The following is a 14,462-nucleotide window of genomic DNA, read 5'->3' on the forward strand; positions in this document are numbered from 1 at the left end:
TGATTTATTCGGTTAGCCCAGAACTTCCATGTATCATAATAGTCTATGGTTGGGAGGCGAATATCACCACGGTGTTAACCTATATTCAATTTAAAAACACCGTAACGACACTCACACCAGATGTACCAGTAACCAGTTAGGCAATTTCTGAATACATAGCAGTAATTTAGATTAACTCGACCTAGATGGAGGGCATGGAGTGATTACTATAAGCCTGTGCATGATCGTGAAGAACGAAGAAGCTGCCATCGGGCGATGCCTGGAAACGGCGGCTGACCTCGTCGATGAAATTGTGATTGTCGATACCGGTTCGACTGACGACACTAAATCCGTTGTCAGCCGTTTTACCTCGCAGTTTTATACGTTCAACTGGGTCGACGATTTTGCCGCCGCACGGAATTACGCCTTCGAACAGGCGACGATGGATTTTATTCTTTGGCTGGACGCGGATGATGTCATCGAGCCGGCGGACCGGGACAAACTGCGCGAATTAAAGCAAACGCTTGATCCTAACGCGGATTCCGTTACCATGTTGTATCATCTTAGCAAGGACGAGTACGGGAACGTTACGTTCAGTCTGAGGCGTAACCGGCTCGTCCGGCGATCACGGAATTTCCGCTGGATCGGCCCGGTTCATGAATACTTGGAAGTCGGCGGCCATACCGTACACAGCGATATCGCCATTACCCATCTCAGCAAAAATGACGGGAAAGATTCGGATCGCAATTTAAAAATATATGAACGCCGCCTGTCCGTAGAAGAAGAACTCACTCCCAGGGATATCTATTATTATGCTAACGAACTAAAGGATCACGGGTTTCACCGCAAAGCAATCCGGTATTATGAGACGTTCTTGAACGGAGGCAAGGGCTGGATCGAAGATAATATTTCAGCCTGCGGCAAGCTGGCCGACTGTTACCATGCCTTGGGGGACCGCCAATCAGAGCTGGAAGCTACCCTGCGTTCCTTGCAATATGACCACCCACGGGCTGAATTCTGCTGTAGGCTCGGGTACCATTTTCTTAACGAACAAAACTATAAAGCCGCTATTTTCTGGTATAGGTCGGCGATTCAAGCAAAACCGGAGGATGATCACTTAGGATTTGCCAATCCCGCCTTCTGGACCTGGCTGCCGCATTTGCAATTAAGCGTATGCTACGACCGGATCGGCAAATACGAACTTGCTTCCCAGCACAATGAACTTGCCCTGCATTACCGGCCGGAGGACCCGCGGATGCTGAAGAACCGGGAATACTTCCGAACGAGACTTGAGCAGCCCCTTGAAGCAGCAGCAGGGGGAATGTCTTCATGAGCGGGGGAATACTTCGTATTTTGATTGGAAGTCCGATCCGCCAGCAGCCCGAAATTCTCCAAAGATTTCTAGCCTCGCTCGCGAACCTTGAACGAACTTCCTATGAGGCTGTCTTCTTTTTTATCGACGATAACGACGATCCGGCATCTGCCGAACTGCTTCAAAAATTTTCTTCTCATCACGCCGGAACGATCATCAAGCGGATGACCTCGTCCTCCGATTACATCCGCAACGACACAACTCATTATTGGAACGAGCATTTAGTCTGGAAAGTGGCGGGTTATAAAAATATATTTATTCAGCATGCCCGAGAGCAGCAATTCGACGGCCTTTTTCTCGTCGATTCGGATATTCTGCTTCACCCGCATACGATAGAACAGCTTCTGGAGGCCAAGGTGGACATCGTTTCGGAAGTGTTCTGGACCCGGTGGCAGCCCGAGGCCGAACCCCAGCCCCAGGTTTGGTTGCAAGATGAGTACACCCAGTGGGTGCAAAAACGGGGCGAGCAGCTTAACGATGAACAAATTGCAGAGCGATATAAATCGTTCATAGACATGCTGCGTACTCCGGGGTTTTATGAAGTAGGAGGACTGGGCGCTTGCACCTTGATCGGCAGACGGGCACTGGATGCCGGCGTGAACTTTCGGCCGATTCCGAATTTGTCGTTCTGGGGTGAAGACCGTCATTTTTGCATCCGTGCCGCCGCTCTTGGCTTGTCTTTATATGCGGATACTCATTTTCCCGCGTACCACATTTATCGGAATAGCGATTTGCCTGGGGCCGACGACTTTCTTGCTCATTATGAGAAGCCAACCCCCATTCCTGTCCGATCCGAAAAAAACACTAAGGCAGCAATTCCTTCCGCGAGCCAACCGGATGGGTCCGGATGCGCGGATTTCCTTCGCCGTCACCTCCCCCTCACCTTGTCAATGATCGTGAGAAACGAGGCCGGACGGTATCTGAAGCAAGCCTTGCAAGAACATAGCGCCTATATCGGTCAAGCGGTCGTCATTGACGACGGAAGCACCGATGAGTCGGTTGATGTGGTTATGGATACGCTGCAGGGACTTCCCGTCAAACTCGTCCGCAACTCAAGGTCCAAATTCGACAATGAAGTCGAGCTGCGCCGGCAGCAATGGCAGGAGACGATTCGTACCGATCCAACATGGATTCTTAATCTGGATGCCGATGAATGGTTTGAACGGCGCTTCGCCGAAGAAATCGAAGGAATGCTTCAGCAAAACGAGACGGATGTGTTCTGTTTCCGTTTATACGATTTTTGGAACGCAACGCATTACCGGGAAGACGCCTACTGGCGTTCGCATTTGACCTACCGTCCGTTTCTGGTTCGTTACCGCCCATCCTTCACCTACCGTTGGAAAGAAACGCCTCAGCACTGCGGCCGATTTCCCGCAAATATATTTGAATTGCCGCATCGGCTTTCTCCCCTTCGAGTGAAGCACTTCGGCTGGGCCAAGGAAGAGGATCGGCACGAAAAGCTGCACCGCTACCGGGAGCTGGATCCCGGCGGCGCTTACGGCTGGCGGGAACAATACGACTCGATTTTAGATCCCGTGCCGAATTTGGTGGAATGGACTGAGTAAGCGGCTTATCGCAATGAAAGGAGATAACAACTGAAATGGATGTTATTCATACGTTGCCCTTGTTCATCCGCCCGGAAAACCGGGAAGCGGACATCGCGATGGCTTTCGAGTGCTTGAAAAGCCTTGGCGCTTCCCGCGACCATCATGTTGTCATTTACAACCAAGGATCGCTGTCATTCGAGGAAGTGGAATCCCTAGTCACACGAAGCGAAGTGTCGGCCGACATTCTCGGAAGCGGCAACAATGATGGGATCGCGTTCGCCCGCCAGGCATGCTTCAACTATATCGAGCAGCAATATCCGAGTGTTCCGTTTATATCGGAGATTCACGTCGACATGCTGTTTCCTCGGAATTGGTATGCACCTCTAATTTCTTTCTTAACGTCATCCGATGAACCCATGATTTGTCCAGGCCTTCTAACGGCCTACGGAGAGCTGCAGCCGCTGGGAAAACGGATCGATCTTCCCTCTTCGCCCGAAGCCATTTTGCAGCTTCTGGAGCAATTGCCTCGGGAGGGGCTGAAACCGGGATTTGTACATCCGGTCCTGCATCGTGCTGAGCTTCTCCGCGAGTTTGGGGGTTACGATGTTCGTTTTTTGCAGGGCACACAGGGATTCGAGGATGACAGTCTGTTGTTGGCTTATGCCTACTACATGGGCACCCGTAGCGGATGGCGCCCCAAATGCTGTTTATCCAGTTGGGTTTACCACGCCACGCTCGCTCAGCGCATGTCTTTGCCCAATTTTGGAACGGAAGTTCTTCGCAACGAAGAAGGTCTGGCAAGCCAGTATGGTGCTTACGGTTTCCGGCAATTGTCCCGCCTTCATGGAGATCATTCCGGCTTCCGGGATCTCTTCCATAAATACATCCCTTTGAGAAAGAGTGAGGAACTTATGACTTGCGAAATGCAAGGGACATATCAGAATCAGGTTTGGGATCGAATTTGGTCGGGAAATGTCTCTTACGAGTGGGATTAGCTCAGCCAAACGATCTACGAGCAAATTCGAGAAGTAATCACCTTGAATGACCGTGTACAAATTGCTGAAGCTGGTTCGGGGACGGGCAAAGTCTCCTTAAAACTGGCGGAAGAAGGTGCTAACGTAACTTTGATCGACCTTTCGGAACAAGCCCTGAGAAACAGCCGGCAAGCCTTTTTCGAGAGACATGTCCCCGCGACCTTTCTTCAAGCCGACATTCGGAATACCGGACTTCCAGATGCCCGATTCGACTTGACCTGGAATGCCGGTGTGCTTGAACACTTCGAAGAGGATGAGCAAGTCGCGATGCTGCGGGAAATGGCCCGGATTACCAAGCCGGGAGGGACAATACTGGTGATGACGCCAAACGCGAGATGCTTGCCTTATGTGGTGGGGAAAGCGATCGCGGAAAAAGAAGGAACATGGATGTACGGCAAAGAACATCCGGTGACTAGCTTGCGGACCGTTGCCGAACGGAGCGGGCTTGTATTTCTGGAAGAGAAGCACACCGGGTTTCTTGACAGCCTTGCTTTTCTCGATTTCATTCATGAGTCCGAACCTGTTAAAACAGCCTTCCGTTCATGGTATGAGTCGCTTCATTCATCGCAGAAGGATAACTTCCCCGGTTATCTGCTCGTTACCATTTGTCGGGTTCCGCTGCTTGAATATGAAAAACAAATTGAAATGGTAAACCCTTCCTGACCAAGCGAACAGAACTGTCATTACCAGAAAAAAATTTCCCCTTCTCAGAATGTTTAACCAGGCCAACCATTCCTTGTAGAAAGGAAGTCAATAATGCGGTAAACTGGGTAAAGTAAAATAGAGCAGAGCCGGGAGAACTCTGCTCTTTGTTTATTTTTGTAACAAAATTCCCTTCTGCGATGATGTTTTTTACCTTCTCGTTGGAGGTGACGCTTAGCTGTCTCTGCAAAACTCCGTTATCATTTTTCATCAGACCTTCGACCGTGGCCTAAAATAAAAAACTAAACCACCCTATGCGGGTGGTTTTAACTAATTAACTGTACCGAAATAGCCACAACTGACTATTTCTTTAGCAGCATCTTTTTATCAGAAAATTATCGGAGTTCTGTGGCCGTTCCATTAGACCAACTGCCTGTTCCGTTGACACTTTTGGTACCGGTTGATTTGGACAATTCAATATAAACAATATTGCCATTTTTACGTTCCCAAAATAGTATGGCTTCATCAGAGGAGTTGCTTAAGAGAAGGGCTGGAAAACGATCACCAACTTGCAAAGAGTTCTTTCTCTCTTCACTGAAAAAAGCCTTATTAAATGAGCTGGCTTCTTCTTTACTAAGATTTTTGACAAATTCAATATCGACATCACCAACATTTATTAATTTCCAATCTTTAATCTTTTCACCTTTAATCTCTATTAACTTGTTCTTTCCCTTTTCCCAACTCTTGTTCAAAAAATCCAATACTTCCGGTTTTGTGACTTCAGTAAAAGGTTTGTGATCGCGAACTTCTGCTTTTTCATCCAGTAACTGTGGTTTAATATCGGTATAAGGTTTCTGATCATTTATTTCCACCTGTTCTTGATCATTGCTTGCAAATGAGTAGGATGCAAAACCGATTGCCAATATAGAAACTGTGGAAAGCAAGGCTATTATTTTTTTAGCTTTCATTGGAAATCATCTCCTTATGGCCAGTATTCATTACCGCCGAAATCGTCACCTTCACCTGAATCCGTCTCACGGTAGATATTGTACGGCATCCAGTAACTTGACGAACTAGGGTGCGTGCAATATGCCGTTTTGGCTCCAGATGCCGGATAACCATCATCTTCTTTTGAGCCTACAAATTCACCGTCCTGATAAAATTCAAAATAGACGCGAGTATATACATAAACTGGGTCTCCTGGGCCGTCATCCGCTGATACAGCACCCTGAACATAGTCCCGACTACAACCATAACTAATACCGGCGCTATATTCCAACCAAGCACTTGCATTTGACACAAATGAAAAACTTAAGATTAATGCGAGTATTGAAATTGCAGTTAATCGTTTCCGTAGTCCCCTCATTTGTCCTGTCCCCTTTCCTATTTACTTAGCATCACTAGTGGCTTGGCACTATTTAAAAACTTTATTCCCTCCCAAAGACACCTCCAACTACCCTTATTTAGTTTCCACCACCAGCAATTGGTACAGTATAATTATAAAAGGGAAGTATACCCAATTCAAGTCCTGTTTTCCAAAATTGGATTAATGAATGCCTGACAACTTTAACCGTCTATCACTTAAACATTGTAAGAATTAACCCTCATCATTTCACAGTTTGGGCGAACTTTACCTTTTAGTCGCTCATAGGTCGGCAACTATAAATATTGATAGTTACTTCATCTCATAAACCACGTTGATCATTGCTTGCACTTCGATTTCTCCTGCTTCTACGTGGGCACTTCCCGCACTGTCCATGGCAGCCTCGTTAACCGTCTTGTACTGCACCGAAATGCTCGGCATGCTGGCGTTCTCCATGTTGATGCTTACCGCCTGACCCAAGGTGAGGCCAACCGCTTTGACAAGGATGCCCGCTTTCCGGCCCGCATCGGCCATTGCTTTTTGGATGACTTCCTCTTCGTATTGATCCGGTTTCTCGGTGCCAAAGCGGATGTCTTCGATTTGATTGGCCCCCGGCAGCGGAAGTCGCATCCAGGAGCTCTCCTACCTTATCCAGGTTGCGGTAGGTCACATCCAGCGAATAACAGGCCATATACCCGCTGATGGATTCCGCTCCCGTTTTATCGTTATACGTATAATCGGGGCGGACCGAGAATTGACTGGCTTAGATATTTTTTTATTAATGCCACAAGTTTCCTTGAGCAGTTTGGTCAGTTTGGCCGCTTTCTCGCTGTTCGATTTCTTCGCTTCCTGGGCTGTTTTCGCTTTGGTGACGACGCCGATGGACAAATAAGCCACATCCGGCTTCACGGTAATCTCGCCTTTTCCTTGAACGCTGACAACGTTAGTATTAATACTGCTCTCGGGGGCGTTGGTTGAATTTAACTACTAAACACGCTCCACGGACAAATGTTTCAGCAAATAAGAATAATCGGCGAATAAATTAATTCTAGCCTTTTTCACCCAAACAAGCGTGAATTCAACTGTTAGAAATTGAAATCCCGTCTTTTCGGTTAAATAAGCTCGATCGTTAACGACATACTACTGATCCGGGATGTAAGCCCTCGCTAGCTCCAAAAAATGGATTGGCCCACTGATTTTCCGCAAGAGTAAAGGGCATATGATTTTCTGCCCCCATCAAACCGTACGTGAGGTTTTCCCTCATACGGCTTTCCGATGTTCGTCATTCATGGGCATGCAGATTGAGGATTTGACAGAATATGCATGTTTGTCCCTGATACTTGCGAAACATAATCTGCTTAGCATCATGATCAACGAAAATCTCCATAGGGTCCTTTTCTTCGATTTCCAACAATCGCCTTAATTCAATGGGCAACACGACACGCCCCAACTCATCTATCGTCCGAACAATCCCTGTACTTTTCATGAGTTATCCCCCAAATATTTCTTCATATTCCTAACCTTTGTATATTTTATCTTATTATATACTGAATCATGAATAAAAGGGATTTTGTAGCTTCATACAAAGGAATTTCATTCAGAACCGGAATTCAATTTCATTTTATTTTTCTCCATCCATTTGCTTTTCTTCCGCTGTTAGTGCGTCGGAGTAAGGCATATAAGACAGATCAATAACACCACCATCAAATTCTGGAGTCTTGATTCATTATAGATATAAAGACCTACCAAGCAGTTGGAAAACCAGAGATTATTTGTTATTCTAAAAAAAGTAATCAGGGTCGTCAAGTACCATTGGTAGCGGAATTTGAATCACCTTTAGGACACGTATTTACTGACGAAGGGCAGGTTCGTTGTTTGTGGTGTCCTTCCTGCATTCAGATCTTCAACTGCGTGTACTCGAACAGTACATAACTTTTCATATAAAAGAATCGCATAGTTTAGCTATAATATATCCCTCCAATTTCTAGAGATCAAACTCAAATATGGTCTCTAGTTGTTCTGAGGGATATTTTTATGTCTTTTGAGTTGCCTTTTTGCCACCTAGTTCCTATTTACCAAATAAGAGACAAATGAAAGGAGAGGTACAAATGGGCTCAAAACTTGGGGCTTGTGAAGCAGTTGAAAAAGGGTTTAGCAACTATATTAAAGTATGTCTTAAACACGCTAGCAGGGATTATTTCAAGAAGCTATATCGAGATTCTGTTCTTGTACCGTTTGATGAATGTGAGCCAAAGATCGCCATTAACATCCGGACAAGTACTACAATAACTTTTGAAGATTATGCAGCACTCTCACAAGCCATTGAGTCTTTGAGCTCCTCAGAAAAAAAGGTGCTATATCTGAAATTTTTTCAGGACAAAACAGATAAAGAAGTCGCTCAATTTATTGGTGTTACGAGACAGGCCATCACTAAATCAAAATCGAATGTATTGGTGAAGCTTAAAAGTCACCTGGAGGTTCAATCATAATTTTTACTGTCGCATGCGTGCTCCTCCTTCTTTAATTGTGATGAAAACATTAATCAAAGGAGGGCATTGCTTATGCGTGAAGTTATAGATCTGATTCAACTCGCTCAAAACGGTGATACACAGGCTGAAGCCGAACTTATTCATCGTTACGAGCCGCTAATTAATAAATACTCGAGACAAAATGGGAGACTTAATGAAGATTGCAAGCAACAATTAATTCTGGAGTTCATTCTTGCTGTTCGTCGTTTCGATCTCAATCGGTATTATCATTAAAATAATAAATAAGCGCTGTATAAGTAATCGGAGCTTGTTTTTATATACTTTTTTTCACCTGCAAGTAGGCTTTTGTGAAATAAATGCGGTCCCTTGAAATTAGGGAGTCGAAAAGAATCCTCACCCCCAATTTTTCCTTTTAAAATTTAAAACAATTGCTATTTTCAGTTGACTTCATTGCGGCAACCTAGCGAAAAATAGATATTGCAGCCTATGGAGATTATCAGTTTTATCGTCTTGGTCGAAAAGGGGGAGCCCCTATGCTTCCCCTTTCTTTTTTATGATGGTTATAAGCGTTCGATTTTTTAACTCATTGCGTAACTAATTACTATCACAAAATTAAAAGATGCTTGTTGATAAAGCTGTCGGGGAAATTGCGGATGAATTAGACTTTGTAGCAAGTCTAGGTGATGCTCTCGAAGGAACTGTACAAAACGCAATTGTACAAGCTATAATAAGTGTTACCTGTGGATCAATCAATAGTTCTGTCGCTAATAGGATCGCTAATGTCTTAGTATTAATTTTCTTATAATTGAGAGGTTAAACAACATGAGTGAAACTATGGAAAAAAAAGTTGAGGCCTTAGAAAAAAGGTTGAGCGACTGGAATTATACTTACAACTGTTCCGGCAAATTGTACTTGAGCCAGAAGAGTATCGGCTCTGGGATTGGATTATTGCAAACGAATTAACTCCTGATCAAGTGACTGCAATTAAAACCGTTTTAAAAAAGCATGTTCTGATCCACCTAGACAATAAACCTGTTCAGTTGAAAGAATTAAAGACTGAACTAATTCAGGCCCTTTCTCCCATGCAACACCTTATGAATGAAAAAAAAGCCACAGAGCTTCTTAGAAGTGCTGTTAAAATGACACCGTATCATGCCTTGACTACTTATCTGGAATAGGAATACATTACATTGCAGTATTACCTTCACCATCCATTAATCGAGTAGGAGGCTATTCATTAGATGAGTAGCCGACCTCTCACACCACCGTACGTACCGTTCGGTATACGGCGGTTCAACCGCATAAGTGCAATTTACGTAGACGCTCGTATTGCGCAGGAAAGTCATAATATCCTGCCTGTACGAGCTTTTTGTTTGTTATAGAACGAGACAACACTGGACTTCCGGCGATGCGCCAGTACCCGAGACGGGAATTGCCCCACTGGTAAGCCTGCCATTCCGGTATCCCCAGCTTCCGCAGGTTTTGTGCTTTTGTTCGCGGCTTTTTCCACTGTTTCCAGATGTACATCCGCAGTCGTCTTCGCAACCATTCGCTCCAGCTTTGCAAGATCCGTTTCATGTCGGCCACATAGTAGTAACCAATCCATCCCCGAATGTAGACTTTCACCTTTTCCATGACTTGGCGAACATTTCTGCCCTGGCTGCGACTCGTGAGTTCTTTCAACTTCTTCTTCGCTTTTGCGAGGGATTGTCCATGGGCACGGATGTACACACCATTCTTGTTCTTTCCCAGGGCAAAGCCGAGAAATTTGAAGTGCTTTCGGGCCACTACGCTAACGACCTTGCTTTTCTGCGTATTTATCTGGAGTCTCAGTTTGGTCTCGAGGTACTTCCCGCAGGATTCCAGTAGCCGCACCGCTGCCCGTTTGCTTTTGGCAAGCACCACAATATCGTCTGCATAGCGGATGACGTTCACTCCGCGGCCTTTCATCTCTTGGTCAAATTCGTTCAGGTAGATGTTCGCCAGAAGCGGCGACAGGGGGCCTCCCTGAGGGGAACCTTCTTCTGTTTTGCAGTGCACCCCGTTCTCCATAACCCCACTTTTCAGATATCTCTTAATCAGCTCGGTTACGCGCCTGTCCTGAATTTGTTTGCGCAAAAGATGCATAAGCAGCTCATGATTCAGCGTGTCGAAGTATTTGGAGAGGTCGATTTCTACTGCGTAACCGTATCCCTGTTCTGCATAATCTTTCACCTTACGAATGGCCTGTTGTGCGCTCCGACCGGGGCGGTAGCCATAGCTTTCCTCCGAGAAGAGCGGCTCGAACAGGGGCTGGAGCTGCTGGGCGACTGCCTGCTGAATCACTCGGTCCACGACCGTGGGTATTCCAAGCTTCCGTACTCCGCTTCCATCCGCTTTGGGAATTTCCTTGCGCCGTACCGGGCTGGGCTTGTATCTGCCTTCCCGGATCTTTTGCAACAGCTCGTCTCTATGTTCCTGCAGCCATGGTAGCGCGTCTTCTACGGTCATTCCGTCGATTCCTGGCGCTCCATGGTTGCGTTTGACCTGCTTGTAGGCTCTGTTCAAATTGTCTCTGTCCAGAATCTGCTCCAGCAGGTCTGTTGCACCGCCTCTTTCTTTACGTTCCCGAATGCCGGCGCTCCGCACTCCCGCATGCTCTTCGCGTTCCACGCTATCCCTTTGCAGGTAGCCCTTTCGGTATTCTGCTTTCATCGCGTCGACTCTCCTTTCGGTATGTACTCGAGACTTACGATTGTTCGGCCCTTCCCCGAAAAAAAACCTTCCGGGTACTATGGCCTCTGCTGACTTCTCACAGCAAGCTTTACTCCGTCTTTCGGATTTTTTTTTTTCCTACTTGTCGTCTGTGAGACCTCCCCGGGTAAGAGCGATAACTTTCCCCTCATCTATCTGCCACATTTACACCATGGGATTCGGGCAGTATTGGACTTTGCTTTGTAGTGCAAGCTCGTCCGTCCCATGATGCCTTCTATGTGATTTCTGTTCGTCAGACCGAGGGTTTGCCTCCGGCTTCCTTCAGATTCCGCCTCGCGGCGGACACCCTTGCCTTCAGCTAGCAGTTCCTACTGCCAAGCCTGTAGCGGACTTTCACCGCCGAGTTATCGCCCATGCCGGGCGCACACCCAAAAAAGCTCATCGTTTGCATTTGGAAACGATGAGCTTTTGTAAATTGGAGGTATAAATTATGAAGCCCTTTCGTTTTTTAATGAAATCATTTCGATTTTGGTTAGTTTTAATTTCATTTTTCATTATAATTGTAAATATTTCGGGAAATGATGACTACAACATACTATTTGCCATATTTAGTCCGTTGGTCTGGTTATACGAATCCTCTCTTTTTGTACGAAAAGTAGATATTCCAATAACGGTAGTTTATCTCACCACATTAGTTTTCTGGTATCTTGTTGGTTTCATTTTAGATCGACTATTACAAAAACTAAGAAAATAAACAAATCCTAAATAAATTTATTCAAAATTCATCCATATAAATCCATTTTCAGAAAATATGGTAATATAAGCACGTAAACCAATCTGTTGTATTCTATCGTTTATAGCATCCCAATAATAAAATTCAAGAAATCTATTATTAGTTATCGTATTTCCGAAGAAGTGGGCGTTTTCTTCCGATGGTGTTGGTGTGCGGTCGAGAATTGAAGCGAGTCTAATTTAATACTGGAGAAGGGGGTGTCCGGTTATTGGATTCTGGAACCGGTAGGAAAATTAAAAAGGTAGGCCATATATAAGCGATTTGCCAAGGATCGAGGGAAGTCTGACTATCATTAGTTTTCCCCCACCCAAATACCATGGAGCTACTAATTGTATTTTGGAATCGACTCTTGCATTGACATTTTAAGTCTCATCGTTGCAATAAGCAATTAATCCCCACTCCATCCTTTTCCAGTAATTGCCCATTTTAATGTCTGAAAGAAATGCCTTATATATTCTTTATATGACCATTTCTTATAATTCTGAAGTAAGTGAATCCTGTAGTCTAAACTAGGGTGTGTATGCCACCTGCTATATCTTTCCGGAAGCTTCCTATACCAAGGTATATTTGTCTCCATATTTTCATTCTGCATTCTTTTAAGCAGCTTTATCAACCCTAATCTGATTTCAGGAATTAACTCACATGCTTTTCTATCTGCACGCATTTCTCGAATCTGATACCAATATCCATGTTTGGCGTACAGCAAGTAAATTAACATACCCAAAAAAACAATCATCATAACAGGGATTGCTAAAACCAAAACAAGTGCTACATAGACTAAGTACGCACTAATAATGCCTACGATATATACATAAGTGAGCATCCCAGCGATAAACAAAAAAATTGTACTCGTAGAAAACAAAGTACTTTTAAAATCATAATCCTTATACTTAATATGTATCAATTCATGAGCAATTAAAGCTTTCAACTCTTCATCTGAGAATTCTTCACAAGCTTCAGTCGTTAAAACAACAGCGTTCCTTCCTTTACGGAACCATGGTTTTAAATATGCATAACCTGGCGATCGACTACTAATTGTTATAAAAAGCTCTATACCGTGCATCCCCAACTGTTCTTGGGTATCCATAAAAATTTTTACTACTCGTTTGTTTGGAGGGAATAGTAGAGTTTCCGACATCAACTTTTCAATCAATAGTTTGCGCTTAAAAAGTACGATTAAAATACGGTTAATGAATAAAATCAACTGCTTCTTAAATCTCGAAATAAATTGCTCTTTAATTGACCTTTGATTAATATTTGTGTGGTTGAAGGGCGGTTCGCTTTCATTGAGATCGAGTTGTTCTTCAAACTTATCTAACACTTCAGACCATATTTTTGTCCACCTATTTCCTGTCATTACTAAAGCAGCTATCATGATTAGATGATAAAAAATCGACACGTTCGATTGAAAAAACATTACAACAATTATTGCGGGGACCAGATGCGATAATAGAATAAGTAAAAATGAATATAAATGCTGGATATCCCTTTTTTGAACAACTAGTTTTGCTAATGAAAGTAATCGAGCATAAGCAAATAGGTTGCCAAACATAAAACTAATGGAATAAATGACTCCCATTCTCTTTCCCTCACATGTTGTACCCAATTGTATTCTACTTTTCTAAAGCTCGTTCTTCGAAAGGAATCTGAACTTCAAAATAATCAAAAGTCAACTATTCTAAAAACGACATAAATCTTTAAAATCACTACTTGGAATTTGAAATGATCTTTCCGCAGTCTCCCTGCCGCTTATACTGATCTCTCCTTCATTATCATGTAGTCCATCCAACATAAAAAGGCACTTTCGCTATTTAACTCATATAATCGTACAACCATTGGTTGCTTTTTTGACGGGAAACCCCATTTAAGTATGTAGAAGATCATTGATGATCTTCCCTGTGTTCATTCTCTAAAATCACGTTCCTTGACAAATTCATACTGCCTATTTCAAGTACGTTCCTCGGCCTCCGTAAATAGCGGAAGCGACGAAGCGGTAGCGCCATGACTGTTTCTAACACGAGCGACCAACTACCGGCTGAAATCAATCTGTGGCGGGTTGAATCGCGATAACTGGCATGAGGGATAATGATACTTCTGCCTGGCCAACGTCACGGTATTGGGGGCAGCCCGCTCGGATGAGGGGGAGCTTCGGAAAACCGAAGTTATGATGCAGGCTTGCCACCTGTAGCTTGAAACAGGCATTCATTCCCTTTTCCACATGATTTCTCTGTTACTCTCATTTCTCCTTCTTCCTACATAAAAAAATTTATTTAAGAGAGGAGATTATTAGTATGTGCCCGCCTGAGCTTTTCAAACTGATGTTTCAAAATTACCCCGATGTCGTCAATGTTCCGCAACTTTGCGAGATGCTAGGCGGCATTAGCACCAAATCGGCTTACAAGCTCCTGCAAGAAAACAAAATCAAACATTTTAGAATCGGCAGAGCTTACAAAATCCCCAAAGCCAACATCATCTCCTACCTTCACAGCATTATGACCGATTCTCTTACTATTCACTGCGACGCTTTAGTGCATTGAACCAATCTCAGC

The 14,462-nt window shown here is 44.3% G+C and carries 13 protein-coding genes and 1 pseudogene; 7 read left to right on the forward strand and 7 right to left on the reverse strand.

Translation table 11 applies throughout. The features are described from left to right. Window positions 1-199 precede the first annotated feature (199 nt). The 4 genes from NYE74_RS24380 to NYE74_RS24395 are packed head-to-tail and all read left to right on the forward strand — an operon-like array spanning window position 200 to window position 4,595. Window positions 200-1,312 carry a tetratricopeptide repeat-containing glycosyltransferase family 2 protein gene (locus NYE74_RS24380; RefSeq protein WP_036624202.1) on the forward strand — a complete coding sequence of 371 codons (1,113 nt, stop codon included), beginning with the start codon at window positions 200-202 and terminating at the stop codon, window positions 1,310-1,312. After that, window positions 1,309-2,916 (forward strand): glycosyltransferase family 2 protein, encoded by a 1,608-nt coding sequence (locus NYE74_RS24385; protein WP_036624203.1) that lies wholly within the window; start codon window positions 1,309-1,311, stop codon window positions 2,914-2,916. The genes NYE74_RS24380 and NYE74_RS24385 overlap by 4 nt, the downstream gene beginning before the upstream one ends. A 35-nt stretch (window positions 2,917-2,951) precedes the next feature. Beyond that, on the forward strand, window positions 2,952-3,893 hold the full coding sequence (locus NYE74_RS24390; RefSeq protein WP_063836319.1) for a hypothetical protein: 942 nt from the start codon (window positions 2,952-2,954) through the stop codon (window positions 3,891-3,893). 36 nt (window positions 3,894-3,929) lie between these two features. After that, window positions 3,930-4,595, forward strand: coding sequence for a class I SAM-dependent methyltransferase (locus NYE74_RS24395; RefSeq protein WP_115311215.1), 666 nt, complete (start codon window positions 3,930-3,932; stop codon window positions 4,593-4,595). Between the two features lie 374 nt (window positions 4,596-4,969). On the opposite strand, the gene NYE74_RS24400 is transcribed toward NYE74_RS24395, so the two are convergent. From NYE74_RS24400 to NYE74_RS24420, 5 genes and pseudogenes are all read right to left on the reverse strand, one after another. Beyond that, complete coding sequence (locus NYE74_RS24400) at window positions 4,970-5,542, reverse strand: hypothetical protein (RefSeq protein ID WP_036624204.1); 573 nt, start codon at window positions 5,540-5,542, stop codon at window positions 4,970-4,972. Window positions 5,543-5,556: 14 nt separating this feature from the next. Next, the gene (locus NYE74_RS24405; protein WP_127463418.1) at window positions 5,557-5,940 is read right to left on the reverse strand and encodes a hypothetical protein; all 384 of its coding nucleotides are present in this window, start codon (window positions 5,938-5,940) and stop codon (window positions 5,557-5,559) included. Between the two features lie 309 nt (window positions 5,941-6,249). After that, a complete protein-coding gene (locus tag NYE74_RS24410; protein ID WP_051985578.1) occupies window positions 6,250-6,567 on the reverse strand; it encodes an SIMPL domain-containing protein in 318 nt (105 codons plus the stop codon). Between the two features lie 153 nt (window positions 6,568-6,720). Continuing rightward, window positions 6,721-6,891 (reverse strand): annotated as a pseudogene (locus NYE74_RS33405) (SIMPL domain-containing protein); the annotation flags it as partial. 328 nt (window positions 6,892-7,219) lie between these two features. Next, window positions 7,220-7,423, reverse strand: coding sequence for an AbrB/MazE/SpoVT family DNA-binding domain-containing protein (locus NYE74_RS24420; protein ID WP_051985580.1), 204 nt, complete (start codon window positions 7,421-7,423; stop codon window positions 7,220-7,222). 622 nt (window positions 7,424-8,045) lie between these two features. On the opposite strand from NYE74_RS24420, the gene NYE74_RS24425 reads away from it, so the two are divergent. Together NYE74_RS24425 and NYE74_RS24430 are read left to right on the forward strand one after the other, a co-directional pair. Next, complete coding sequence (locus tag NYE74_RS24425; RefSeq protein WP_036624205.1) at window positions 8,046-8,426, forward strand: sigma-70 family RNA polymerase sigma factor; 381 nt, start codon at window positions 8,046-8,048, stop codon at window positions 8,424-8,426. A 72-nt stretch (window positions 8,427-8,498) separates the two neighbouring features. After that, a complete protein-coding gene (locus tag NYE74_RS24430; RefSeq protein WP_240751608.1) occupies window positions 8,499-8,699 on the forward strand; it encodes a helix-turn-helix domain-containing protein in 201 nt (66 codons plus the stop codon). A 1,020-nt stretch (window positions 8,700-9,719) separates the two neighbouring features. Here the strand turns inward: NYE74_RS24430 and ltrA are convergent. After that, entirely contained in the window at window positions 9,720-11,120 is a 1,401-nt protein-coding gene (ltrA, locus tag NYE74_RS24435) for a group II intron reverse transcriptase/maturase (RefSeq protein ID WP_036624208.1), read from the reverse strand. 1,181 nt (window positions 11,121-12,301) lie between these two features. Then, window positions 12,302-13,492: a M48 family metalloprotease gene (locus NYE74_RS24440; RefSeq protein ID WP_036624210.1), complete on the reverse strand. Its 1,191-nt coding sequence runs from the start codon at window positions 13,490-13,492 to the stop codon at window positions 12,302-12,304. A gap of 712 nt (window positions 13,493-14,204) precedes the next feature. Between NYE74_RS24440 and NYE74_RS24445 the strand changes: the two genes are divergently transcribed. Continuing rightward, window positions 14,205-14,450: a helix-turn-helix domain-containing protein gene (locus NYE74_RS24445; protein ID WP_036624211.1), complete on the forward strand. Its 246-nt coding sequence runs from the start codon at window positions 14,205-14,207 to the stop codon at window positions 14,448-14,450. Window positions 14,451-14,462 lie beyond the last annotated feature (12 nt).

This window comes from Paenibacillus sp. FSL P4-0127, from assembly GCF_038007325.1.
GTDB classification, from domain to species: Bacteria; Bacillota; Bacilli; order Paenibacillales; family Paenibacillaceae; genus Fontibacillus; species Fontibacillus macerans.